This is a genomic window from Akkermansiaceae bacterium (genome assembly GCA_024233115.1).
Lineage (GTDB): Bacteria > Verrucomicrobiota > Verrucomicrobiia > Verrucomicrobiales > Akkermansiaceae > Oceaniferula.
On record JACKQB010000003.1, the window covers coordinates 215717 to 240025 of the forward strand.

A 24309-nucleotide genomic window follows, 5' to 3' on the forward strand; every position below is an offset into this window, starting at 1 on the left:
TCGCTGTGTGTGTGTCCCCCCAAACGCCCCCGTGCCGGAAATATCCCCCGTTCGTCAACGTCACCTCGTTTAAGCGGCATCACCTCTTGTATAAAAGAAACAAAGCTTTAACCCCCACCCGATACAAACCACGAATGCAACTCTTCATCTGCCCGCGTGACTGGACATTTTCCAGGAACCGCTTCACCCCCACGCATCTGGTATCACTGCAAAACCCCAAGGCCGATGTCTCGGACCTGCGCCCGCCATGGATACCTGAGGAAAACCATCATGTCTCCTATTTTTACGATGTTGACCTGCATGACCACCACCTCGCACCGACGCGTGAAGACATCGAGTCCCTGGTCGGCTGGCTGCTGCCCCGTTGCCAAGCGGGGACGGAAAACAGGCTGATCGTCCACTGTGACGCCGGCCTCGGCCGCTCCACCGCCACCGGCTACATCGCCGCCGCCATCAATCTCGGCCCCGGGAGGGAGGACGAGGCATTCCAACACATGGTGGACTCCGCGCTCGAACGCCGACTGATGCCAAACTCCGTCATCATCCGCCACGCCGACGCCATCCTCGACCGCAACGGAGCCCTGATCAAGCCGCTCAAGGAATGGAACCGCCGCGTCAACTGGCGACGCACCTTTCAATAACCAACCCCACCCCACCCCATGACACCCCAGTCTATCACCCGGAAAATAGAATCCATCAATCCGCATAAAAAAAACCCGTTTTTCTGCATCGATGACCCCGCCACAGGCAACTACATCCAGTGCCTGCGCCGACCCAGCGGCTATGTGCTCGAGACACGCTACTTCTTTAACCGCGATTGGTCTAAATTCGTCCACTACCGTGGCTGGTGGCCGGACGGGCACAGCACCCGCGGCGAAGCCCGGCCACGCACCGGCGAGTGGGGCCCCTGGGAATACGAGCGCGACCGCGTGCCCATCGACGCCGCCATCGCCGCATTCTTGTTGTTCAGGGAAAAGCCCACCACCCTCCCCGAGGTCAACGGTCTGCTCTGGCGCAACGTCACCAACGAGTTCCCATAAATCTGGAGTGCGCGTGGCTTGCCCCCGTCCACTCACGCCATGCTGAATTGCAGCTCTACTCCTCCGTCGAGCTGGCCTGAAGATCGTGTATTGCCACCGCATTCTCCTGAGTCGGCTTGCCGTGCCCTGCCGTAGCCTTGCACGAAGGAGGGCCGACTTCACCCCGGCGACAGCCGCACTTCATCCTCGCTCCCAGTACGACGGGTTCCCGGCACGATGAAACCCCGCCCCGCGTGGCACCTGTCCGCCGTAGCCTCCACCTTCGCTAAAGCTATGGCGGAAACGTTGGCGTAGGTGGAAGCCCCGCCAAACCCCAGAGCGGAGGCAAGCCTCACGCACTCCACAGGGGTTGCGCACTGGCGTTGCCGACAAGTTGAAAACTCGCCCTACCTTTAAAAAATCACCCCGCAGGACTGCAATCCTGCGGGGTGACTATGAACACAATAGAAAACAAACAACAAAAAACACTTAGGCGCGCTTGCGGCGCAGGAGGAACCCGACGACACCAAGGCCGAACAAGGCAGCCGATGATGGTTCGGGCACGACGGTGACCATATCCTGGTATCGACTGTTTGTGAGGAAAATCACGTTGGCCTCGGGCAGTTCGCTGAGTTTAGAGAGATACTTCTGTCCCAGTTGCGCAGTGGCCGCGTCGAAAACACGGTTGTTTCCCGAGTAGAGCGACGGGTTGTTCGTGCCGTCGACAACCACTTCCCAGATCGCCCACTGGATGGCAGCGGCCTCCAGGGCGCTTTGTCCGGACGCGTAATAGCCTCCGACAAGCTTGGAGATGGCTTTATCCGTCTCCGGCGTTGAGAAGGTCAGCGCCACATTATAGGTGATGGGCTGGTTGGCAACGATGCCTTGATAGGGATCGATGCAGAAGGCGTCAAAGTCGCTGAATTTCATCACGCCAGAATTGACATACTGGGCGTTGATTCCATCGAACATACCTTTGACGTTAAGTCCAGGGGAGACACCTTCAAAAGACGAGGTGACGGTCTGGGCGGAGAGGTGGCCGGCACTAGTCAGTGCGATCGCCACCATAGCTAAACAATAGGTTTTGGTTTTCATGTTAATTCGGGGTGAATTCGGTGGAATCCTAACGCTGTTTGACCCCCACCAACACCCCTAACAGATTGATCAACAAAGGCTTACTATCAGCATAAAGCCGATGTTTAAAACCTGTAAACAATCATCATAACCCATAATATTTATCTTACTAAATCAGGGCTGCATTACATGATCATTTATAAATAAAGGCTTCCAAGGCATATTTTCCGATCGATTGAGCAGATAAAAATAAACACATTTCCTAATGATCAAATCCTACTGATATTTTACACCCGCATTTTCCCGCTCAAAAAAAGTGCATCCTTCGGAAAACTCAATTACTAAGAGGGATTACACTAACCGCAATATATGCACATTTCGGCACCCATGACTATCACCATGCCCTGAAACTCGGGGGCAAAAAAAGCAGGGAGTCACGGTTTCCCATGACTCCCTGATCAAGATGGTGCGCAATACAAGATTTGAACTTGTGACCTCTGCCATGTCAAGGCATTGCTCTACCACTGAGCTAATCGCGCACTGTGTGCCCGGGGCAACCCCCGAGACGGGCGCAAACTAGTCAGAGAGCCCAGTGGACGCAAGTATTTTTTTGACCGATTTTTTTGACCGGACTCCGGAGTTGTTCCAGCCCTTCTAATCCCTACCGTTGTGTCCTCGCACCTTGACTAGCGTTTGACCTCCATGCTGTTGGTAAAAGGGTCGTAGTAGGAAATGCCGCGGTCCTTCAGCTGAGGCAGGTGCTTCTTCAATCGGTTCTCGAAATCACCGAATTCCTTGGCACTGGCAGGTGTCCAGGCCGCTTCGGCCAGAGCGAGCAAGCGTGGGAAGGTCATGAAGTCGCGGCGCGCCTGGGTGTATGTGGTCTCGGTCCAGAGGCAGGCTTGGATCCCCCTGATCCTACCCGGATAAGTTTTGGGTAACTCGAGTGCGTCCGGGAAACCATAGGTATCTGCGAGAGGGTTGAAACCGCCCCAGCGACGCCCGGATTTGTGGGTCTCGTGCTGGACGAAATCGAAATACAGCGGACGGCGCGGGCAGAGTACGACGTCGTACCCCTGATTGAGGGCATAGTGAAGTTCCGCGGGCTTGTCGTGTCGCCACCAGAAAACGAGTGTCTTGTCTTTGACCAGCCCGGCATGGGCAATTTCATCCCAGCCGCCTGTTTGGTAGCCGAGGTCATTGATGGCCTTGGCGAAACGTTGGTTGAATCGACGCTCGATATCCTTGAGTTCGAGACCTTCATCCTTCATCAGCTTTTTGACAGCCGGGATGCTTGGCCATTTTTCCCAGCCGAAGTGCACCTCGTCCCCGCCGTAATGGATGACCCCTGCGTCAGGAAACAGTGCGGCGACCTCCTTCAGGATGTCCTTCAGAAAGGCATCGGTAGCGGGATCGACGGGGTTGAATGTGAAGTCGGGGTGTTTCTTGGATCCACCGCCGGCAAATTGAGGGTAAGCCCGACAGGCGGCAGCGGCGTGACCGGGCATATCAATTTCCGGTATCACCGTGATGTGGCGGGCTTTCGCATAGGCCACGATGTCCTTGATCTGCTCCTGGGTGTAGAACTGCGCCGGCGCCTTCGGATCGGTATGATTCCCTATCCCGCCGATGGTTGTTAGTTTCGGGTATTTTTTGATTTCGATTCTCCAGCCTGGGGAGTCGGTCAGATGCCAGTGGAACCGGTTCAGCTTATAATAGGCCATAACATCGAGGCGGCGTTTCACCGCATCGACCCCCGTAAAGTGGCGCGACTCATCGAGCATGTAGCCCCGCCATGCAAAACGCGGCGCGTCATCAATCTGGGCGCAGGCAATGCTCAGCGAGCCCGGTTTTTTCTCGGCTCCCTTGAGCAGCTGGACGAGGGTCTGAAGACCGTAGAAATGCCCGCTAGCGGAGTCGGCGTAAATATTGGCCGCACCCGCTGTAATCCGCAGGGAGTATGCTCCATCGACCAGCTTGGGCAGCTTGTCGGCGCTTGTCTTGCCACGCATTTCCCCCCTCAAAAACTGGATGGCGCAGGGAGCATCCGCCGGTGCCATACGCAGGCCCAGGGATGTCGCTTCATTGAGGGTCTGCAAGTAATTATCCAACACATCCATCGAAGCGTAGACAAACGCCCCTTGCTTCAGGGTGTAACGGCCCTCTTTTTCCTGGTAGCTAACAGGTTGCGGGATGATGTCGGTCTGGCTTGCGGACAAGCCCTGTGGAATGGCCATGGCAGTGAGTGCCACCAAGGGAAGGATACGGATGTTCATGATGATGTTGGGTTGCAGGTTAGACCCGGACAGGGATACCTTGACTGGCAAAGAGTTCTTTCGCTTCATGCACGGTGTGCTCGCCAAAATGGAAAATACTCGCCGCCAAGACGGCATCCGCTTTTCCATCCTTCAACACATCCACCATGTGCTGGAGATTGCCGGCACCACCGGAGGCGATTACGGGGATGCCCACAGCTTCACTCACCGCGCGGGTGAGCTCGATGTCGTAGCCGGCCTTGGTGCCATCGGAGTCCATACTGGTCAGCAGGATCTCCCCCGCCCCGCGTTGATAAACCTCCCTGGCCCACTCGACTGCATCCAGTCCGACGGGCGTGCGGCCGCCGTGGGTGTAGACACCCCATTTCCCGGGGCCTTCACGCTTGGCGTCAATGGCGACAACGATACACTGGTTGCCAAAGGCGGTGGCACCTTCGTTGATGAGTTCCGGACGATTGACGGCAGCCGTGTTGATACCGACTTTATCGGCACCCGCCATCAGCATTTCGCGCATGTCCTCGACCGTACGGATACCGCCACCGACGGTCAGGGGGATGAAACATTTTTTCGCCGTGCGGCGGACAACATCCACCATGGTTTTCCGCTCGTCGGACGAGGCTGTGATATCGAGAAAAACCAGCTCGTCCGCCTCCTGGTCGTTGTAGGCGATGGCACACTCGACCGGATCACCGGCATCGCGGAGATCGACGAAATTGGTCCCTTTGACCACGCGACCATCGGTAACATCAAGGCAGGGGATGATTCTTTTAGCTAACATCTTTTGAATGAATAAATGAAGGATTGAAAAATGAATAATTGTGTTAGCGGACACCCCATGCGCCGTAGTGGTGTTTCTGGGCGTATTTTTCCAACTCGCGGAGGTGTTGCTTCTGGCGTGAAGCTGCCGTGTTGTCGGGCAGTGTCATGGGTTTGGTATGAATCCGACCCAGCCCGTTGGCGACTAACAGCTCGTGCAGGTAACGTTGCTGACCATTCCAATCGACTATGACAAAGCCATACTTCCGGTGCGAGTTATAAACGCGCTCGCCACGGGTGACGACAGTGAATTTTTTCCCCTTCAGCAGCTTCTTGGTAAACGCCTTGGCCGCCACTCCCACCTGAGTGGTTTCGTGCTGGTTGAGGCCACCCATATCGGCCCCCTGCTCGGCGATACGCTGATGATTGGTATCGCCATTTCCGTAGGTCCTCGCCGCGCTCTCAGGGGCATCGACGTAATAGAGCCGGATCTCCTCGCTGCCGTGTGGCGCCTGGATATGGAAGCTATCGCCATCATTCCCCCTGCGATCGATCAGAGTGCAGTCTTTCCAGACCTGGTAGCGGCTCGATGACAGGCTGACCGGGCGCAATTGCGGTTGATCGACAGCATCGCCGCCGGGTTGGGTCGGCCTGCCGGGGTTGGGGGGATCGGGTGGCGACGGGACGCTGACCTGGTCGTCGCGCAGCTCCCCATCGCGTGCCTGGCCGTCACGCACTTCGTTGTATTTCATCCATACGACGGCAGCGATCACCACGATCGTAATGATGGTGCCGAGGACGGTCTTTTCTTTTTTTTTCGCCATGAAAACTAGAGCCCTTTGAGGCCCTTGTAGGGTGTATAGGTTCCGGTGGGGACAGGGTGCTTGCGCCAGTCCCTTTTAAGGCGGCGATGGGCGCGGATGAAACTGGTGGGATCCGCCCAGTTCGTCAAGTCGCGCGGCACACTTTCGCGCTGCATGCCGATCTGAAGATTATGCCGCATTTCAAAGTGGAGATGCGCCGGATACATCCCCCGGTTACTTCCCAGGGTGCCGATTTGCTGCCCGCGTTTTACGAAGTCGCCTGTTTTGACCGACATGCCAAGCAGGTGCGCATACTGGGAATCGATGTAATTGATCTTTCCCGTTTTCGGATCGCGATAGGCATGGCGGAGCAAAATGCACCGTCCCCAGCCACCCCGGCAATCGTAGGCAAACATAACCACGCCATCGGCGATCGCGTAAATGGGGTCGCCAAGGTCGCTGTCCCCCCCTCCCGTGCCATTCCAGTCCTCACCGAAATGGACCGGCGGGCGCAGCCGCATGCCGCGCGCCTTGTAATACCCTGTTGCGTTGGGTTTACCCACAGGATAATCAAACCCATCGGCGAGCAACATCCGCACCTCTGCCCGGGAATAGCTACTCATGACGATGAGTAAACCTCCCAGCACACCAGCCCAATAAAGCCGAAGATGGTTTAAACGCAGCATTGCAAATACGATGATTATGGGAGTCTGGCACAGATGGGCACTAGGCTACCAGCCAGAAATACAGCACTCCTGCCGTGGCCACCGTAAAGCAGTAATAGGAGAAATACTCCAGTTTCCCCCGTTTCACGGCACCCATGACCAGATAAATAGCCAGTAACCCAACGATGGCCGACGCAATGGCACCGGCAACATAGGGCATGCTGAAACATGATTTCAGAGCTTCGGAAAACGAGCCTGTTTGCTCGATCCGGTCTTTCATCGTCAGCACAAAACCTCCTGCAATCGCGGGTATCGACATCAAAAACGAGAACTCAGCCGCTTTTTCGGCCTTGGCACCGCTCACCAGGCCCGCAGCGATCGTCGAGCCGGAACGGGAAATTCCGGGTAAAATGGCAAAGGCCTGGCCGATCCCCATGATGATCGAAGTTTTCAAACCCACCTTCTCTGCGCCGCTTCTGACCAGGCGGGGAATAAACAGGATCAGTCCGGTGACATAGAGAAGGGCCGATACCACCACCGGCTTTCCGGGCACGGAATCGAAGAAATCCTTGAACAGCAGGGCCGCAATCACGGCGGGAACGGTGGCAACCGCCAACCACATGATCTTTTGCCGCTCATCGGGCATATCCCTGGTGTAAAGCGACTGGACCAGCCGCCACAGGCTCTTCCGGAAGAACAGGAGCACGCTCACCAAGGTTCCTACGTGCAGGATCACCTCAAAGGCTAGATCCGGCTGGTGGGCACCCCCGACTTCCCTGATTCCCAGCAAATACTGGGTGATCACAATGTGGCCGGAGGAGGAAATGGGCAAAAACTCAGCCAGTCCCTGCACTATACCAACAATAATCGCTTTCCAGATTTCCATGATAGATAAAGAGGCTCCTGTTGGGAAGCCGCGGGCAAGCTACTGGCAAGCCCGACTGTGGGCAAGTGCATTCACCAGCAATCATGATGACCCGCAAATCCAGGAAAGCTCCAACGACTCCCCCCTAGCGGTGGTGGTCACCATGATCCTTGCAAGTGATCACAAGATCCCGACCCCTGTCATCCAACATAATGCTGTATGCGCCGCCGCTTTCCGGACAAGTCAGTTGTCCGTCGAATAGGCCGGAATAGACAGCCTCCGTGTAATAATCGACACCCGGCTCAAAACTCATGTTGGAGATATTTGCATACGAGACAAGGGCTTTGCGCATCTGGGTTTGAGCGATGACACAGCTGGTCTTGTCTGCATGGGCCGCATACAAACTGGTGGCGGTAAAAAGCAGACCGACAAGGGCTAGAACTACGGCAAGAGTCAATGTTAGCTCCGGGAGGGTGAGGCCGGATTGCAAAACACCGGCTCCACGTACGTTGTGTGGATTTGTCATGTAAGGAATGTGATTAAGGGTGGAATTGAGTGTGCCGCAGCACGCCCAACCCAATCAGTGTTCGTCTAACGCGCCGCTTTTCCAATACCTGTTTCACGGCTGACAATCGGAATCTCTAAGCCTTTTACGATTCAACATATCTTCTCCGTCCGAACAACCCTGCCTGTGTAACCCATCGCTGTTGGATACAAAACGCCCTTGGGATCTTAACCCTCAGAAAGACTTAACTTTTTTTTACAAGCCCTATTTTCTAATTGCAGAACCATGCATCCCGCATCATAAGTTTAATCTATGCGTATTTTTGTGTATCTTCTCATCATGCTGCCCCTCACTCTCAGTGCAGGTGAGCATCTTCCGTTGTCGACCACTTTCAAAGGGCAGGCCAAGTTCCAGAGTATGGCCCGCAAGGCTGTGAAAGGTCAGTGGGGCCGACTCCCCATGAGTGAACGCATGGTGAAAGTCGCCAAAGAACTCGAAGGCACCCCCTACAAATCATTCACTCTGGAAATCGATGACCACGTGGAAAGCCCGTCGGTTAATTTCCAAGGCATGGACTGCTGGACGTTTTTCGAAACCTGTTTGTGTTTTTGCAGGATGCTGGAAACGCCGAAAACCACCTACCAGCCGAGGGATCTACTGCGGCAGATCGAGTGGACACGCTACCGGAATGGCCAATGCCATGGAAGCTACCTCGACCGGATCCACTACCTCGCCGAGTGGTATGCGGATAACAGAAAAAGAGGCAACATCAAGGACCTGACCCGCTCCTTCCCCAGCACGCGGATGCATAATCGATGCCAGGAAATGACGGTTCTCTGGAAGAGCTATCGCTATTTGAAACACAACCCACAGCTCCTGCCAAGAATGGCCGAACACGAGGCCCGACTCACGCGTATGCCCGTTTACATGGTGCCGAAGCACAAGGTGGCCGGGATCGAAAAACGATTGCAAAATGGCGATATTATCGGCATTGCAAGCTCCCATGACGGCGGCTACTGCTCCCACGTTGGTATTATCATCAAGGATACCCAGGGGCGGGCCCGGTTTATGCATGCCTCGACAACTTATAAAAAAATCGTCATCGACACCACCATCTCGGGATACCTTCAGCAGTTCAAAAAACACGCAGGCATCCTCGTGGCACGCCCCAAATGATCGCATAGCGGCTCAAGCCACGCGTCAGTCAGACATCGTTCCAATGTCCCGTTACCACTCCCCCCGCGTCTGTCTGTTAGTCCTGGCTTTTCCATGGCTTGCCATATCCCACGCGCTCGCCCAGGCCAACCATGACAAAACGATACGGATGACGGCGGTCATTCAGGATTCCCCCGCCCAGATCCAGCTCAACTGGCTCGCTCCCTCGAGTGGCTCCTACACGATCACCCACCAGAAAATCTGGCGGCGCCAACCAGGAGCCGCGTGGGGAGGCGAATATGCAACCCTGCTTCCCGGTGACCTCACCTACACGGATACGGCGGTGGAGAAAGGAGTCCGTTACGAATACCGGATCGTCCGCCTCTTTGCAAACGGCCCGCTGAGTTCCACCGGCTTTCTTGAAACCGGCATCCGCATTCCCGAGGTTGACCGGCGCGGCTCGCTGATCCTGCTTGTCAGGGACACCGCTGCTGCCGGCCTCGCCACCGAACTCACCCAGCTTCAGCAGGATCTTGCCGGGGACGGCTGGCACATCATCCGGGAGGACATCGGCTCGGCCCAGACGGTCACCGATGTCAAGGCGGTCATCACCGGACACTATAACAACCCCGCTACTCCCGACGTTGCCGCGGTATTTGTCTTTGGTCGCGTCCCAGTGCCCTACTCGGGAAACATCGTCCCGGACGGCCACACCAACAACCACCAGGGAGCCTGGCCAGCCGATGTGTTTTATGCGGAAATGGACGGTGTCTGGACGGACAGCACCGTCAACCATACCACCGCCCCTGCACGCACCCAAAACATCCCCGGAGACGGGAAATACGACCAGTCGATCCTACCCAGTCCAGCGGAACTCCAGATAGGCAGGGTTGACTTCAATGGCATGACGGTCTTCCCCGATGCGGGAACCACTGAAATCGACCTGCTCCGTCGCTATCTGCAGAGGAACCACGATTACCGGCACCTTCTGGGCAACTACACCAACATACCAAGGCGGGGTCTGGTTGATTCCAATTTTGGCTACTTTGGAGGCGAGGCCTTTGCATCCAACGCATGGTGGAACTTCACCTCGTTTTTCGGTGCGGGCAATATCACCAGCGCCGACTGGTTTGGCACCCTGGCAAGCAATTCCTACCTCTGGGCGTTCGGAGATGGCGGCGGAACCTACACCAGTGCCAGTGGCGTGGGAACATCCGCCCAATTTGGCAGCACCGACTCCAAGGCCGTGTTCTGTATGCTGTTTGGCAGTTATTTTGGCGACTGGGACAATACCAACAACTTCCTCCGCGCCCCGCTTGCAAACACCACCGATGGCCTGGCTCTCGCCAGCATGTGGGCAGGCCGACCGCACTGGCATATCCACTCAATGGCGACAGGAAGAACCCTCGGCTACGGAGCCCGCCTTACCCAGAACAACCTCGGCGACTACCCGACCGGAGCGGGCGGCGGCATGGTGCATGCCGCGCTCATGGGCGACCCCACCCTCAGACTTTTCCCCGTGTTGCCAGTCAGTGCACTGGGCAGCAGCACCTCACCCGGTGAGGTTTCGCTCAGCTGGACAGCCTCGCCGGACACCAACATCCAGGGATACGCCATTTACCGCGGACTGGCTGGAGCAGACACCACGGGAAGCTTTACGAGGCTGAACCCAAGCCTGGTCACGGGCACCAGCTACAACGACCTTTCCGGCGTTCCTAACACGGCGTATACCTATATGGTCAGGGCTGTGAAACTGGAAACAAGCTCTTCGGCAAGCTACTTAAACTCCAGCCAGGGAGTATTCCACGACGCCACTCCCGGAGCGGTCACGGGGCCAGAGATTTCCATTTCAGGAAATGGGCAGCCTGTGCAGTCGGGCACAAGCGCATCGCTGGAGGCAAACCACACCTACTTTGGCAGCGGGGAAATCAATCTCTTCACCCAGTCGCGCACCTTCACCATCAGCAACGATGGCACCACTGACCTCACTCTGTCAGGTGCCCCCATTGTAACGCTCACCGGCACCCATGCGGCTGATTTCTCAGTCACTCTACAACCTGCCACCAACCCGATTTCAGCAGGCAATCAAACCACCTTCAGCATCAACTTCGCGCCAACAGGTTTGGGCGCGCGCGATGCCACCGTCCACATCAGCTCGGATGATCCGGATGAAGCCAGTTATGCTTTTGCCATCAGCGGCACAGGCATCCCTAACACTCCTGACATCAGTGTGCCGGTCACCAGCTTTACCAAAACCCTCGCTGCCGGCACCTCCGACACTGCAACCATGGCGATTACCAACAACGGCCTCGGTAATCTCGACTACACCCTGACCTCGAAGTACACGCACCGGGATTCCAATCACGCCTCGGGTCCCGTTTACCAATGGAACGACATATCTTCGGTAGGCACAGAAATCACCACATGGAGTGGCACCTCATACCCCACTGACAACGGCGGCAGCGCGAGTATCCCGATCGGGTTCAGCTTTCCGTTTTTCGCCACAAGCCACAGCTCGGTGATCGTTTCCACCGAAGGCTTTATCACCTTCGGAAGCTGGGCCGACGCACCATCTAACGTCCCTGACCTCCCCAGCCTGGGAGCACCAGCCAGTATGATCGCTGTGTATTGGGACGATCTCGATCTACGTTCATCGTTTGCCGAAGCCGACCAGGGACGGGTCTATTACCTGCAAACCGATCCGGATACATTCATCATTCAATACGAGGGAGTCTACCAATACAGCGCCTCCCCGTCCACGGGCGATGAGCGTCTCAGCTGTCAGATCATCCTCAAATCAAGTGGCGAAATCCAGCTGCATTACAAGACGGTTCCTACTACCGAACACTACACCGTGGGTATGCAAAACAGCGCCCTGAGTGAAGGGCTCACGGTCTCCGCCAACACGACCTACCTTGCCAATGCCATGGCGGTCCGCATCCTGCCCCCTGCTGCCACGACAGGCAATTGGCTCACAGCCAGCCCGGCCATGGGCACCACCACTCCTTCGAATACCACCAATACCACCCTCACCTTCGATCCGGCCACGCTTCCCTTTGGCTCCTATTTCGGCTGTCTTACTGTCTCCTCAAACGACCCCGACACTCCGGACATTAACGTGGATCTGGATATGGAAGGCGGCATCCTGACCCCTGAAATAACACTGACCGGCAATAACCTAACAATCGCCTACAACAGCGCGGCCAGCCACAGTTCCAATCACACCGACTTCGGGGAACGCAGCATCAGCGACCCTGATCTGGTGCGCAGCTACACCATCCATAACGCCGGCTCAGCGACGCTCACCCTGGGCACCGTCAGCGTTAGCGGAACGGACTTCACCATCACGCAGCCCGCAACCAGCAGCCTGGCGCCCGGGGCGAGCACCACGTTTCAAGTCACCTTCCCCGCAGCTGCGCCTCCCGGCACACACCATGCCACGGTCACCGTCCCCTCCAATGACAGCAATGAGTCTTCCTATACCTTCGCGGTTTCGGCCATCAAGCTCGGCCCGTTAGCCAGTTGGAGGAAAACGCATTTCGGATCGTCCGCCGACTCAGGCAACGGAGCCAACAACGCCGATCCGGATGCAGACGGCATGAAAAACCTGGTAGAGTATGCCCTCGGTGGCAACCCTAACATCAATGACAGTACGGCCATACGCCCTGTCCACTCGGAGGATGCCAACGGGCGGCTCAGCATCCAGTTTAACCGCTACCCGCTGAAAACAGACATCAACTACATTGTGCAAGCCACAAACGACCTGTCGGCCTGGCCAGAGATCGCCATCAGCACTGCGGGGGCAGCCACCACGAACACCGCCGCTTTTTCAGTTGTCGAATCAGGCAGTTCACCCGTCCAAGTCATCGTGACTGATTCGGAAATCCCTACCACGCGCCGGTTCCTACGGTTGAAAATTGTTGAGAACTAGACTCGTCGTTATGTGTAGCCAAAAAAATTTGCATCTTCAGTCAATCCATCCGTCCAACTCCAATATGAAAAGCATCCTGATAATCGGTGTATTCTGCTCGCTCGCAACCCAGGCATCAGCCGCCCTGTCTTTACAGGCATACGAGGCTGATAAACACCACCGGTATGCGAACCCTGTTGATCCCGAGGATTTCATCGGCTCAGCGAACAACTGGACCGGTGTCGGGCTTGAAAGTGGTGGTGCCACACGATGGGCTACCATGATCTCTGCCACTTACTTTATTTCAGCCGCACATGCCGCGCCTACGGTGGGAAATGATATTATTTTCCACACGGATAATAATCCAGCGGGCACCACCGTCGCACGCGAAGTGCTGAGTATTACCCAGGTGGGTAGCTCTGATCTGGTCATCGGTAAATTGAGCTCTGCCCCTGGGCCTACCATTGCCATCTATGCCGTGGCGGCGGATGCCATCTCACCAGGAGGCTTCGCGTCATCCGTTTACTCAGACCGCGAGGCCTTTGTGGTAGGGCGCGATGTAGGAACGAGCACCACATCCTTTCGTGTAGGACGCAATGAGCTGGACGGTTTTGGCGAATTCGAAGACCTACCCACGATAGGCGACGCCATCACCTTCGATGATGATCGATTCACACCGGAAAGCCTGGGAGCCGATGAAGCATACCTCATCTCCGGGGACTCCGGAGCGCCGCTATTTGTTACGTCGGGCGACGATCTTGTCCTCACTGGCATTCACTGGTTCAACAACCCTGCTGAAGGTGGCAACCCGCGTTATTCAGGCTCAACTTTTGTGCCCAATTATGTTTCCGAAATAAATCTGATCCTTGCCGTTGGTGGAGAATCGCTCACCCTCGTCAATATACCCGAGCCATCCTCCATGCTTTGCCTCACACTTGGTGCGCTCACTCTGCTGCTGCGCCGCAGATAGCCTGTGCATCCTGACGTGCCGCCTCATCAGCCTTGACCAGGACCTCAAGGGAATCAGCGGGTGAGACAACATGCTGGTCCATGACGCGCTGTACGGTCTTCCAGATGTCGGTGTAACCAATCCGGCCATCGCAAAAAGCGTCCACAGCCACTTCATTAGCCGCATTGTAAACAGCGGGCAGAGTCCCGCCCGTTTCCCCGGCCCAACGGGCAAGGTCGAGCGCCGGAAAATCATCATAGCGAGGTGCTTCAAAATCAAGGCGTGCCAGTTCGGCAAAATCAAGTGGTTTCAGCCCACCCGCAACGCGATCCGGCCACGTTACCGCATATTGAATGGGGAAACACATATCCGTGCTGCTCATTTGAGCCAGCACACTGCCATCCACATACTCCACCATCGAGTGCACAATACTCTGCGGGTGGACAATCACATCGATGCGCCCCATTTCAATCCCAAACAACCAGCGCGCCTCGATCATTTCCAGACCCTTGTTAAACAAGGTGGAGGAATCGATGGTGATCTTTCTCCCCATGTCCCAGGTCGGGTGGTTCAACGCCTGCTCGACGGTCACGTTTACCAATTCCTCCGCAGGGGTCTGGCGGAACGGACCACCCGAAGCTGTTAGAATGAGCCGGGATACTTCTTTTTCACCCCCCAGGTGCCCATGGAGGCACTGGTAGATGGCGTTGTGTTCGCTGTCGACCGGGAGCACATGCACCCCCTTATCCGCTGCCGCCGTCATCACAAGCTCACCGGCCATGACCAGGATTTCCTTGCTGGCCACCGCCAAGTCCTTACCTGCCTCAATCGCAGCCAAGGCGGGTTGCAGACCGGCTGTACCGACGATGGCCACCAGGACCATATCCGCTTCCGCCAAGGTGGATACCTCCAGCAAGCCCTCTGCACCCAGGTGGATTTTCACATCGTCAGGCAAGGCGGCACGTAGTTCGGACTCCTTTGAAACATCATGGATGGCTACGTGTTTGACCCCCGTGGCACGTGCCTGGCGGGCCAGGGATTCAACACTCGAGTTCGCCGCGAGTGCGACAATTTCCATGCGCTCGGGGATATCGGCGGCTACTTTGAGCGCACTCGTTCCAATGGAACCCGTCGAACCTAACAAGACAACCTTACGTTTTTTCATCAGATCAGCAGGCACAATGTGGTATCCATCGAAGGACAAAGTAGAGGACGGGAGCGGTAAAACAAAGACTGTCAATCAGGTCGAGGGCACCACCGATGCCGGGCAGGGTGTTACCGGAGTCCTTGACCCCGATACTGCGTTTGAGCACAGACTCGGCAAGATCCCCGACAATGGCTAACAATGAAAGCAAAAGACTCAGCCCGATGACCCAGCCCCAGCCACCGAGTATGGATAGCTGTTCGGGCAACAAGGCAAACAAACCGCAGCCAGCAAGCTGGGAGAATGCCAGTCCACCAAAAAACCCCTGCCAGGTTTTACCGGGGCTGATGTGCGGGATCATCTTGTGTTTGCCGATCAGAGAGCCGGTGATGTATGCCCCCATATCGGCGAACTTGGTCACCGCAGTCAGCCAAATCACCAACCATGCACCAGGAACGGCACCGGCACCATCCGGCACAAACAGAAGCCGCGGCAGAAAACTGAACATGACCGCGACATAAATGAAACCCAGGGTCGTAACCGCCACTTCCGTCACGGTATTCTTACCATCGACGGCTCGCCTAAGCTGGCAAACAAAACCACCCATGACCACCAGCAGGACAAATGCGACATCAAGCTCCAGCAGCGCATCGAGGGCGGCATTACCGCCTGTGCCCAATTTCCAGCCGATCACCAGCAGGTATACCAGGCTAACCACCATTCCCCACTTCGGCTGCGATGGCATGCCGCCTCTTTGCGTCATCTGGAAATACTCCCAGGTGCCAAACAGCGCCATCAACATCATCAGGGTGATAAATGCCCAGGCGCTGCCACTGAGGAACACCCCGGTCACAATCGCCCAGAGAAGCAAGGTGCTGAACAATCTGGCCCCGAATACCTGGGCTTTGGTTTTTTTCTGCGGTTCCTGATGACTCATGAGCGGGGACATCCAAGCGGGTTGTGTATTGGCTGGCAATGAGATTTGCAGGTGAATTGCGAGATCCCGAAAAAAGACAACTATTTTGCAACCATCGTAATCCGGTCTGGTTTTACATGTCGCAACCTCCTTAACAGTTCGGAGGAGCAACAGGAAACAACACAACCCAAAAAGCAACCCATATGAAAATGACCAAAACACTCATGACAGGCATCGCTGCCGCTATCGCTCTGTCGATGACAGCCAATGCCGAAGGCGACGGCAAAAAAGGCCCACGTGACGGCAAGCGTCCCGGTGGCCCTCATCCGGAGCTACTCAAGAAGTTCGACAAGGATGGTGACGGCAAACTCAACGAAGAAGAGCGAGCCGCTGCCAAGGAAGCCATGGAAGCCCGCCGTGCTGCATTCATCAAGAAGCACGACACCGATGGCGATGGCAAACTCAGCGACGAGGAGAAAAAGGCCGCTCGTGAGGCCATTGCCGCCAAACGCAAGGAAATCCACGCTGCCGTTCTCAAGGAATTTGACAAGGACGGCGACGGCAAACTCAGCGAAGAGGAGCGCAAAGGCGTCCGCGAGTGGGTCAAGGAAAACTATCCCGACGCCGGCCCAATGGTGGGACCACCCGCCAAACGTGGTCCTGGCAAAGGCAAGGGCGGCCCTGGCCCCAGAGGCAAGGGAAAACCTAAACGCGGCCCCGGTGCACAGGATTAATCCGCAAAACAATCTGCGGTAGTTTATCCAACCTACAAGTTACCACCCTCATTCAACGGAAGAGTCTCACGGCTCTTCCGTTTTTTTATTGATCCGACCCCTCGTCAGCTTCCGGTGATTTTACATAGGTCCATCGCGGTGCCACCATGCGATCAATCACGACACATTTCTTTGAACGCGTGTCATCGGGAAACCGGATCTCCAGCATAATCGGCTCACGATCGTTGCCCCCGTGCTCCTTGACCCGCCCGATAAAACGATTGATATCCATCGCGGTCTCACTGCCCTTTTTCACAAAACCAAATAAATGATCGTCCGAATCCCGGGCTGTCAGCTGATAACAATCATACATCGCCTCATCACGGAACTCGTAGGCGAAAAAAGTGTCCCGCTTGATAAAAACCCGCATCACCATGGGTTTTTTCACCTCTCCACTGAGATATTCATCCCAGGGAACCGGCAGATAACAAACGTCGCTCTCCCAGTCGACCTTGAATGTCCCATCCTCTAACTGCTCAAGCAGGAGTTTGTATTTCTTCCCGTTTTTGAGTTCCACCTGTCCATAGACAAATGACAATGTCTCAAGCCCCATAGAGCGGATTCGTTCAAACTGCCGGAAGCTTTCAGCCTTCATCGGATGTGTCTGATAGTAGTGTTCCATCAGTGGCCTGACCCGTTCGGGGTGCCTTACGAAGGCAAGCTTCTCATCGATACTGGTTGCCGTTAGATAGCCGCTGACACAGGACCTCATGGCGTTCAGGGTTTGTCGGACCTCTTTGGTCTCCTTGATCTTATCAATAACCAGCTCCTTCTTTTCCGCTTCCGTGACCTTCCGTTCCGGCTCTGCTTTAAACACGGTGACGGCCGCCCACATCGCAAGGCCACAGATCAGCATCCCCGCCAGGACAAACCAGCCCAGGGGCGGCGCCTTCTTCACAGCCACACCCCACCCGTCTTCGGAGCTGACAGCAGCTCCATCGTGATCCATAATCTCAGCGACATCAGGCTCCAGACTCTTGGCATTCACCCGTGCCTTGTGATCGGGCCGGAGCACCTCCACCGCATCGGATGCCTGCTCTTGAGGCAGGGCACCTTCGCCCGTTGCGGCATATCTCCCCTGGGGGCGACCTGGCTCCGGGCGCGGCAGCCGCTCGAGTCCGTCATCACTCGACACTTCAGGGAGGACTCTTAGCTCCGGTTTGTTCGGGTCGGCATCTTTCATACGTTTTATTGAGAAATAGCCTAATTGCTGTATCGACGCAACCATCTAGCACGTTTATTGTTCGCCTCCGTGAGCACCACTGTGAGTAACAAGGCGGATATACTCATACTTACCGCTGGTTTCGGTGAGGGGCATAACAGTGCCGCCCTCAATCTGCAACGTGCCCTGAAACCCCATGCCTCGGTCATTTATGCCGACCCCTGCGCCATGGGTGCGCCGTTCGTCAACAAGCAGTTACAGAATTTTTACCGCGAGGTGACCACGCATGCCCCTTGGCTGTGGCGAAAAATCTATCTCTCGACGGAACGACAGGACTTTTCCAAAGACCGCATTCCGTTCATGCGCAAACCTGAAAACACATTACGGGAACTTATCGTTGCGCATCAGCCCAAAGTCATTGTCAGCACCTATCCTCTCTATCCTTATTTCCTCGAACGCATCTTCCAGGATGGTATTCCCAGGGTGCCCGTCATCACGGTGGTGACTGATTCCATCGAAATCAATGCCGCCTGGCGAAAAGCACCGACCGACTACTGGCTGGTGACGGATCAACGCACCCGGGAGTCGCTGATCAGGCAAGGCCTACCCGAAACTCGGATTATTGAAACCGGCTTCCCTGTTGACCCCCACTTTGCTGACCTCAATCCGGTCACCGCCGATGACGACCTGGACCCGTTCCGCATTCTCTACTTCCCCACCCCCAAAAAACCCCACGTCCGCCGCGTCTCACGGGAGTTGTTGGAAACGACGGCCACTACCACCACAGTCACCATCGTGCTTGGCAAAAATTTCCGCAAGCTCTACAGCCGGGCACGTGAAATCAAAGACACCTTCCCCGGTCGCGTCCGGATCAAGGCGTGGACCAGCAAGGTCCCCGAGCTACTCAACAACCACCATCTCGTTGTCGGCAAAGCGGGTGGAGCCACCGTGCACGAGGCACTGGCTGCCTCCTGCCCGATGCTGATCCACCACCTCGTCCCTGGACAGGAAGAGGGCAACCTCAACCTACTGCGCCATCTCAAGGGGGGCGACCTGGCCGACACCCCGGGAGCACTCGCCTCCAACCTGCGCGGAATGCTCGGCGATCAGGCCGCCGGCTGGAGGGCGATGAAGCGGAACCTCACCCGCCAGGCCCGACCGTCCGCCGCCCATACGGCTGCGAATTTCATACTCAGCCGGTTCACGTAAGCAGTCGATTTCGCCATTACCCTTTTTTCTTTTTTAATCACCATTTTACCCACTCACTCACAAACCATGGATTTCCTATTCGATATCGGTAACGTCATCGTCGGCGTTGATTTTCTCCCCGCCCTGAAACGCCTTATCCCATCGGGAACTGAAAACGTAGACGCCCGACTGCATGCTTTACTTGAACGCAAGGACGAGTTTGAAGCGGGGCGTGTAGCTGCTGACGAATATTTTCCCTGGGCGGCTGAGGTGCTTGGCTTTGCCGGTAGTCACCAGCAATTCATTGATGCCTGGCTGGATATTTTTTCGCCCAACCCACCGATGTGGGAATGCATTGAATCCCTGCATCAGGAAGGACACCGGCTGATTCTGTTTTCCAACATCAACAACCCGCATAAAGAATACCTGATGGAGAACTACCCGGTATTCCAGTGTTTTACCGGCGGTGTTTTTTCCTACCAGACCGGGCATATCAAACCGGAAGCCGACATCTATCAGCTGGCAATCAAGCAATACGGTCTAACGCCTGGAAAAACCGGATATATTGACGATCTGCCGGCCAACATTGCGGGCGGGAAAAATGCCGGCTTCCTCTGCCATGAATACCGGGCAGACCGACATGACCGCTTCCTCCAGTGGCTGTCCACCCAGATATAGTCAGGCTATTTCGTCACAATATATTTCACATTGGTAGTTGGTTTTTGCTTAATCGCGTTTACATACAGTCATGCCTGAGGAGAGTAGAATATTGGACATCGAGGCACTGGAGACAGCGATTGAAGCCCGTGATGCCGAGGCGTTTCACGCTGCTGCGGAAGACCTGCACTACGCAGACCTCGCCACGGTGTTTGAGGACATCGATCAGGATGGCAGGGACTTTTTCACCACCCAAATCAGCCTGGAACGCTTTCCCGAAATCCTCGCCGAACTCCCGGATACCCTGATTGAGGAAACCCTTGAGCGGTTCGATATCTCCGGTCAGCGTGAAATCCTTGGCAGGTTGATTGATGACGACCGGGCCGACATCTTGCAAGATGTCAGCCCCGAAGCGCGTCAACGCTACCTCGCCATGCTTCATCCCGAGGAGCAGGAGACAACGCGCAGCCTGATGCGCTATCATGAGGACACCGCCGGTGGTCGGATGACAACACAGGCCGCCAGGGTGTCGCTGGGCATGACCGTCAAGGAAGCGCTCGATGTATTACGCGAGCACAAGGATTCCGCCGAATCACTGGCCCGTATCTATGTCGTCGATGATGCGGGTATCCTGAAGGGAAAGATCCGCTTCCGGGAGCTGGCCTTCAACGCCTGGGACACCCCTGTCCAGGATGTGATGGAAGAGGTGGACCTCTCCATTCTTGCCAGCACCGACCAGGAGGAGGCGGCACAAATGTTTTCCAAATACGATATGACACTGCTTCCGGTGGTGGATGAATATGACCGCTTGCTCGGAGTCATCACCCACGACGATGTCATCGAAATCCTCGAGGAAGAATCGACCGAGGACATCGAGAAAATGTCCGGTATCGCGGGTGAGCAATCCGAGGAAACCTACCTCAACACGGCGATCATCACCCATTTCAAACGCCGCTTTCCCTGGCTGCTCATCCTTGCCCTGTTAGCTATTTTATCGGGCTACGTGATGCTGCGCTTTGAGCATGTTCTCAGCAGTATTTACCTGCTGGCACTCTACCTCCCCATGGTCGTTGCGGCCGGGGGAAACACAGGTGGGCAGGCGGCCACCATGGTCATTCGCGCCATGTCCCTTGGCGAGTTGGAAGCAGGCTCAACGGCCAAGGTCGTCGTCAAAGAACTGTCCCTGGGCGCGATGCTAGGCTCGTTGTTAGGAAGCTGCATCGCCATCATCACCATCACCATCCTCCCTGCCTTCAATCCGCAATTGCCGGATGGTATCGAGATGACCACCTTCGCCATGGCGGTATCGGTCGCCCTCGCGGCCCAGATTACGACGTCCACCCTCTCCGGCGCCATGCTGCCGCTCGGAGCCCGTGCAATCAAACTCGACCCCGCCGTAGTAGCGGCTCCCGCGATCACCACGCTGGTCGATATTTCCGGTATGGTGATCTACTTCACGGCGGCGCAGGCGATACTCTAGATGCAAAAAGCACCCTCAATATCTAGGAAACGCTGGTAAAAATTGACTATCCAACTGCTTTTTACAGCATCTCAACAAGCCTTTTACCCATGTTCGACGGGGTTTCGGCGACGTTGATTCCACACTCGCGGAGGATGGCTTTTTTCGCCTCGGCGGTATCCTCGGCACCGCCAACGATGGCTCCAGCATGCCCCATGCGGCGTCCTGGAGGTGCCGTGGCACCGGCGATAAATCCGGCAATCGGCTTGGAGCAGTGGTCCTTCGCCCACCTAGCCGCCTCGGCTTCGGCATTACCACCGATCTCACCGATCATGATGATCGCTTCGGTCTCGGGGTCATCGTTAAACATTTTCAGCACATCAATATGCGAGGTGCCATTGATCGGGTCACCACCGATCCCCACACACGTGCTCTGGCCGTAGCCTAGCTCTGTCAATTGATAGACGGCTTCATAGGTGAGGGTGCCGGACCTGGAAACAACCCCGACGTTGCCGCGCCTGTGGATGTATCCGGGGGCGATGCCGATACGGCATCCTCCATGGGAATCCTTGCCATGACCGGGAGTTACGATGCCAGGGCAGTTCGGACCGATCAAACGGGTTTTGCTGCCTGCCATCATTTCCTTGACCCGCATCATATCGGCGACAGGAATCCCCTCGGTGATACAGACCACAAGATCAAGTTGTGCGTCTACGGCTTCCAGGATGGCATCGGCGGCGAATGGAGGGGGGACAAAAATTGCGGAAACCGTGGCTCCGGTTTGTTTCGCCGCTTCCTCCACGGTGTCATAGACCGGTGTCTTCTCGCCAAATACCTGCCCTCCCTTTCCGGGAGTCACGCCGGCGACGATCCGGGTTCCGTAATCGAGACTGAGCTGGGCATGTTTGCCGCCAAAGCCTCCGGTGATACCCTGGACGAGCACCCTGGTGTTTTCATCTACTAAGATTGACATCCTGATTTGTGATTTGTGATTTGTAATTGGTGATCAGCCGGCCACAGCGGCGACTGCTTTTTCTGCGGCATCGTTGAGGCTTTCGGCGGTGATAACGTCGAGATCGGAGTTAGCGATCAGCTCGCGTCCCTTGGCGACGTTGGTGCCCTCGAGCCGGACGATCAACGGAATGTTGAGAGCGGTTTCCTCGGCAGCGGCAAGAATCCCCTCGGCGATGATGTCGCACTGCATGATCCCTCCAAAGATGTTCACCAGGATACCCTTGACGTTGGGGTCCCCGAGAATGATTTTAAAGGCGGCGGATACTTGCTCCTTGGTTGCGCCCCCGCCCACATCAAGGAAGTTGGCAGGCTCACCGCCGCAGTGTTTAATGATGTCCATGGTGGCCATGGCGAGTCCCGCCCCATTGACCAGGCAGGCGATGTTGCCGTCCAGACCGATGTAGTTCAGGCCGAACTTGGAGGCCTCCACTTCACGCGGGTCCTCTTCATTGGGGTCGCGGTAAGCAACGATATCTGGGTGACGGTAGAGCGCGTTATCATCGAAGCCAAACTTGGCGTCGAGAGCGAGGACCTGGCCGTCGGGTGTCACCACCAGCGGATTGATTTCCACCATCGAACAGTCACACTTCAGGAAAAGGTCGTAGAGATTCTTGATGAGTTTGCCAAACTGCTTGGCCTGGTCCCCATCGAGTTGAAGTGCCTTGGCCAGCTTGCGGACTTCATACCCTTGCAGGCCTGCCAACGGGTGGATGAACTCGCGGACGATTTTTTCAGGTGTGCTCTCGGCGACCTCCTCAATATCCATCCCACCTTCCGTACTGGCAACGATGACCGGACGACAGGTTTCACGGTCCATCAGTATGGCCAGATAAAGTTCACGCGCAATATCAACAGCCTCTCCGATCATCACCTGACTGACGAGTTTGCCCTCCTCACCGGTTTGGTTGGTGACCAGGGTCTGTCCGATCATTTTGTCGGCATACTCGGCGGCTTGCTCGGGGGAGTCAATGAGGTGAACGCCTCCTTGAAAACCATTTTTAAAGGTGCCTTTCCCCCGGCCACCTGCATGCACCTGGGCTTTAATGACCAATTTCCCGCTGCCGCTTTTCATGAGCGCACGCGCCGCAGCTGCCGCTTCTTCAGCTGTCCCCGCAACCCGTCCGTTGGGACTGGCTACGCCAAATTTTTCAAACAGCTCCTTCGCCTGATACTCGTGGATATTCATGACATAATGCGCCATCTGACGCGGACGACGGGACGCTAGGTAAATCAACGCCCCGGGTCAAGGTACGAATCACCAAATGCTCGGGTCTATTCTCGTATCTTGTCGTGTTTACTTATCAAGCACCTAACTCATTACCACGCATGGTGGTCAAAAGCACCCGGTTGTTACCACAGGCGACCTGCATTTTTTCCATGAAATCAGCCAGCTTGGTACTATCCTTGAGAGTCACGCCATAGCGAAGCTCGGTCATCATTCCAGCCTGGGCAGACTCCACACTGCGAAGCTCCACCTCATCGGTGAACTGGGCGAAAATAGGGGCGAAGGCCTCGTCGTAGTTGATGTCATTGGTCACCCTGACACGCAAATTATGGCTCACCCGCCGCGGAGCAAACAAATCCCGCTTCGCCATGATATACACAGCAACCCCCACAATCATCAGCACGATGACCGCCAGCCATAGATCATTCAGGGGCAGGGCCCCCACAGTGAGTCCAGTGGCCATGGAGATAAAAATAAACGCCAGGTCACGTGCCTGGTCCAGCGTTCTTCTGAAACGAATAATTGAAAAGGCGGCAAACATCCCAAAAGCGATCTGCCCTCCCCCCTCACCTTTCACGATCAGGATAATAACAGTGACCACCGTTCCGATAATCACCAGCGTGTGCACGTAGTCCTGGGAATAACGCTTTCCGCGGTAGGTGTTTTTATAGAGCAGGGCGATGCAGAGGTTGAGAAACAAACTCACCGCCACTGCGGTGATGATTTCAACGGGTCCCGGGGAAGCTGATGCTCCATCGAACAAGGTGTCTAGGAATGCGAACATGGTTTGTAGT

22 protein-coding genes and 1 tRNA gene are annotated in these 24309 nt (G+C 55.9%); 9 read left to right on the forward strand and 14 right to left on the reverse strand.

The window, feature by feature from the left end; genetic code table 11:
• Positions 1-134: 134 nt before the first annotated feature.
• Both H7A51_08830 and H7A51_08835 read left to right on the forward strand, forming a co-directional pair.
• Complete coding sequence (locus H7A51_08830) at positions 135-641, forward strand: hypothetical protein (protein ID MCP5536322.1); 507 nt, start codon at positions 135-137, stop codon at positions 639-641.
• Positions 642-659: 18 nt separating this feature from the next.
• Entirely contained in the window at positions 660-1040 is a 381-nt protein-coding gene (locus H7A51_08835; protein ID MCP5536323.1) for a hypothetical protein, read from the forward strand.
• 468 nt (positions 1041-1508) lie between these two features.
• Here the strand turns inward: H7A51_08835 and H7A51_08840 are convergent, their stop codons facing one another.
• The 8 genes from H7A51_08840 to H7A51_08875 form a co-directional block, all read right to left on the reverse strand.
• Complete coding sequence (locus tag H7A51_08840) at positions 1509-2114, reverse strand: PEP-CTERM sorting domain-containing protein (GenBank protein MCP5536324.1); 606 nt, start codon at positions 2112-2114, stop codon at positions 1509-1511.
• 443 nt (positions 2115-2557) lie between these two features.
• A tRNA-Val gene (locus tag H7A51_08845) sits at positions 2558-2632 on the reverse strand.
• A gap of 147 nt (positions 2633-2779) precedes the next feature.
• Positions 2780-4369, reverse strand: coding sequence for a beta-N-acetylhexosaminidase (locus H7A51_08850; protein MCP5536325.1), 1590 nt, complete (start codon positions 4367-4369; stop codon positions 2780-2782).
• A gap of 19 nt (positions 4370-4388) precedes the next feature.
• Positions 4389-5147, reverse strand: coding sequence for an imidazole glycerol phosphate synthase subunit HisF (gene hisF / locus H7A51_08855; protein MCP5536326.1), 759 nt, complete (start codon positions 5145-5147; stop codon positions 4389-4391).
• A gap of 43 nt (positions 5148-5190) precedes the next feature.
• Positions 5191-5949 (reverse strand): thermonuclease family protein, encoded by a 759-nt coding sequence (locus H7A51_08860; GenBank protein MCP5536327.1) that lies wholly within the window; start codon positions 5947-5949, stop codon positions 5191-5193.
• A gap of 5 nt (positions 5950-5954) precedes the next feature.
• Positions 5955-6551, reverse strand: coding sequence for a M23 family metallopeptidase (locus H7A51_08865; protein MCP5536328.1), 597 nt, complete (start codon positions 6549-6551; stop codon positions 5955-5957).
• Between the two features lie 103 nt (positions 6552-6654).
• Positions 6655-7479 (reverse strand): undecaprenyl-diphosphate phosphatase, encoded by an 825-nt coding sequence (locus tag H7A51_08870; protein ID MCP5536329.1) that lies wholly within the window; start codon positions 7477-7479, stop codon positions 6655-6657.
• 124 nt (positions 7480-7603) lie between these two features.
• Positions 7604-7984: a hypothetical protein gene (locus H7A51_08875; GenBank protein ID MCP5536330.1), complete on the reverse strand. Its 381-nt coding sequence runs from the start codon at positions 7982-7984 to the stop codon at positions 7604-7606.
• Positions 7985-8302: 318 nt separating this feature from the next.
• Between H7A51_08875 and H7A51_08880 the strand changes: the two genes are divergently transcribed.
• The 3 genes from H7A51_08880 (at position 8303) to H7A51_08890 (ending at position 13998) form a co-directional block, all read left to right on the forward strand.
• Positions 8303-9139 carry a DUF1460 domain-containing protein gene (locus H7A51_08880; protein MCP5536331.1) on the forward strand — a complete coding sequence of 279 codons (837 nt, stop codon included), beginning with the start codon at positions 8303-8305 and terminating at the stop codon, positions 9137-9139.
• Positions 9140-9182: 43 nt separating this feature from the next.
• The gene (locus tag H7A51_08885; GenBank protein MCP5536332.1) at positions 9183-13049 is read left to right on the forward strand and encodes a choice-of-anchor D domain-containing protein; all 3867 of its coding nucleotides are present in this window, start codon (positions 9183-9185) and stop codon (positions 13047-13049) included.
• Positions 13050-13113: 64 nt separating this feature from the next.
• Positions 13114-13998: a PEP-CTERM sorting domain-containing protein gene (locus tag H7A51_08890; protein ID MCP5536333.1), complete on the forward strand. Its 885-nt coding sequence runs from the start codon at positions 13114-13116 to the stop codon at positions 13996-13998.
• Here H7A51_08890 and H7A51_08895 read toward each other — a convergent pair.
• Complete coding sequence (locus H7A51_08895) at positions 13973-15142, reverse strand: 1-deoxy-D-xylulose-5-phosphate reductoisomerase (GenBank protein ID MCP5536334.1); 1170 nt, start codon at positions 15140-15142, stop codon at positions 13973-13975. The genes H7A51_08890 and H7A51_08895 overlap by 26 nt on opposite strands.
• Before the next feature lie 4 nt (positions 15143-15146).
• Positions 15147-16058: a CDP-archaeol synthase gene (locus H7A51_08900; GenBank protein ID MCP5536335.1), complete on the reverse strand. Its 912-nt coding sequence runs from the start codon at positions 16056-16058 to the stop codon at positions 15147-15149.
• A 188-nt stretch (positions 16059-16246) separates the two neighbouring features.
• Between H7A51_08900 and H7A51_08905 the strand changes: the two genes are divergently transcribed.
• Positions 16247-16771 (forward strand): hypothetical protein, encoded by a 525-nt coding sequence (locus H7A51_08905; protein MCP5536336.1) that lies wholly within the window; start codon positions 16247-16249, stop codon positions 16769-16771.
• Between the two features lie 85 nt (positions 16772-16856).
• Here H7A51_08905 and H7A51_08910 read toward each other — a convergent pair whose 3' ends face one another.
• On the reverse strand, positions 16857-17993 hold the full coding sequence (locus H7A51_08910) for a hypothetical protein (GenBank protein MCP5536337.1): 1137 nt from the start codon (positions 17991-17993) through the stop codon (positions 16857-16859).
• Positions 17994-18062: 69 nt separating this feature from the next.
• Between H7A51_08910 and H7A51_08915 the strand changes: the two genes are divergently transcribed.
• The 3 genes from H7A51_08915 to mgtE all read left to right on the forward strand — a co-directional run bounded on the left by H7A51_08915 (position 18063) and on the right by mgtE (position 21297).
• A complete protein-coding gene (locus tag H7A51_08915; GenBank protein ID MCP5536338.1) occupies positions 18063-19181 on the forward strand; it encodes a hypothetical protein in 1119 nt (372 codons plus the stop codon).
• A 66-nt stretch (positions 19182-19247) separates the two neighbouring features.
• The gene (locus tag H7A51_08920) at positions 19248-19838 is read left to right on the forward strand and encodes an HAD family phosphatase (GenBank protein MCP5536339.1); all 591 of its coding nucleotides are present in this window, start codon (positions 19248-19250) and stop codon (positions 19836-19838) included.
• Between the two features lie 70 nt (positions 19839-19908).
• The gene (mgtE, locus tag H7A51_08925) at positions 19909-21297 is read left to right on the forward strand and encodes a magnesium transporter (protein MCP5536340.1); all 1389 of its coding nucleotides are present in this window, start codon (positions 19909-19911) and stop codon (positions 21295-21297) included.
• Positions 21298-21358: 61 nt separating this feature from the next.
• On the opposite strand, the gene sucD is transcribed toward mgtE, so the two are convergent.
• The 3 genes from sucD to H7A51_08940 form a co-directional block, all read right to left on the reverse strand.
• Positions 21359-22249, reverse strand: a complete 891-nt coding sequence (gene sucD, locus H7A51_08930) for a succinate--CoA ligase subunit alpha (GenBank protein ID MCP5536341.1) — start codon at positions 22247-22249, stop codon at positions 21359-21361.
• Between the two features lie 33 nt (positions 22250-22282).
• Positions 22283-23476, reverse strand: coding sequence for an ADP-forming succinate--CoA ligase subunit beta (gene sucC, locus H7A51_08935; protein ID MCP5536342.1), 1194 nt, complete (start codon positions 23474-23476; stop codon positions 22283-22285).
• Positions 23477-23591: 115 nt separating this feature from the next.
• Entirely contained in the window at positions 23592-24299 is a 708-nt protein-coding gene (locus H7A51_08940; protein ID MCP5536343.1) for a DUF4956 domain-containing protein, read from the reverse strand.
• Positions 24300-24309 lie beyond the last annotated feature (10 nt).

What these genes read in the sequence shown, in the direction of transcription:
- H7A51_08830 (MCP5536322.1), top strand. Translation starts at nt 135, where the DNA reads ATGCAACTCTTCATCTGCCCGCGTGACTGGACATTTTCCAGGAACCGC.
- H7A51_08835 (MCP5536323.1), top strand. Translation starts at nt 660, where the DNA reads ATGACACCCCAGTCTATCACCCGGAAAATAGAATCCATCAATCCGCAT.
- H7A51_08840 (MCP5536324.1), bottom strand. Translation starts at nt 2,114, where the DNA reads ATGAAAACCAAAACCTATTGTTTAGCTATGGTGGCGATCGCACTGACT.
- H7A51_08850 (MCP5536325.1), bottom strand. Translation starts at nt 4,369, where the DNA reads ATGAACATCCGTATCCTTCCCTTGGTGGCACTCACTGCCATGGCCATT.
- hisF (MCP5536326.1), bottom strand. Translation starts at nt 5,147, where the DNA reads ATGTTAGCTAAAAGAATCATCCCCTGCCTTGATGTTACCGATGGTCGC.
- H7A51_08860 (MCP5536327.1), bottom strand. Translation starts at nt 5,949, where the DNA reads ATGGCGAAAAAAAAAGAAAAGACCGTCCTCGGCACCATCATTACGATC.
- H7A51_08865 (MCP5536328.1), bottom strand. Translation starts at nt 6,551, where the DNA reads ATGAGTAGCTATTCCCGGGCAGAGGTGCGGATGTTGCTCGCCGATGGG.
- H7A51_08870 (MCP5536329.1), bottom strand. Translation starts at nt 7,479, where the DNA reads ATGGAAATCTGGAAAGCGATTATTGTTGGTATAGTGCAGGGACTGGCT.
- H7A51_08875 (MCP5536330.1), bottom strand. Translation starts at nt 7,984, where the DNA reads ATGACAAATCCACACAACGTACGTGGAGCCGGTGTTTTGCAATCCGGC.
- H7A51_08880 (MCP5536331.1), top strand. Translation starts at nt 8,303, where the DNA reads ATGCTGCCCCTCACTCTCAGTGCAGGTGAGCATCTTCCGTTGTCGACC.
- H7A51_08885 (MCP5536332.1), top strand. Translation starts at nt 9,183, where the DNA reads ATGTCCCGTTACCACTCCCCCCGCGTCTGTCTGTTAGTCCTGGCTTTT.
- H7A51_08890 (MCP5536333.1), top strand. Translation starts at nt 13,114, where the DNA reads ATGAAAAGCATCCTGATAATCGGTGTATTCTGCTCGCTCGCAACCCAG.
- H7A51_08895 (MCP5536334.1), bottom strand. Translation starts at nt 15,142, where the DNA reads ATGAAAAAACGTAAGGTTGTCTTGTTAGGTTCGACGGGTTCCATTGGA.
- H7A51_08900 (MCP5536335.1), bottom strand. Translation starts at nt 16,058, where the DNA reads ATGAGTCATCAGGAACCGCAGAAAAAAACCAAAGCCCAGGTATTCGGG.
- H7A51_08905 (MCP5536336.1), top strand. Translation starts at nt 16,247, where the DNA reads ATGACCAAAACACTCATGACAGGCATCGCTGCCGCTATCGCTCTGTCG.
- H7A51_08910 (MCP5536337.1), bottom strand. Translation starts at nt 17,993, where the DNA reads ATGAAAGATGCCGACCCGAACAAACCGGAGCTAAGAGTCCTCCCTGAA.
- H7A51_08920 (MCP5536339.1), top strand. Translation starts at nt 19,248, where the DNA reads ATGGATTTCCTATTCGATATCGGTAACGTCATCGTCGGCGTTGATTTT.
- mgtE (MCP5536340.1), top strand. Translation starts at nt 19,909, where the DNA reads ATGCCTGAGGAGAGTAGAATATTGGACATCGAGGCACTGGAGACAGCG.
- sucD (MCP5536341.1), bottom strand. Translation starts at nt 22,249, where the DNA reads ATGTCAATCTTAGTAGATGAAAACACCAGGGTGCTCGTCCAGGGTATC.
- sucC (MCP5536342.1), bottom strand. Translation starts at nt 23,476, where the DNA reads ATGAATATCCACGAGTATCAGGCGAAGGAGCTGTTTGAAAAATTTGGC.
- H7A51_08940 (MCP5536343.1), bottom strand. Translation starts at nt 24,299, where the DNA reads ATGTTCGCATTCCTAGACACCTTGTTCGATGGAGCATCAGCTTCCCCG.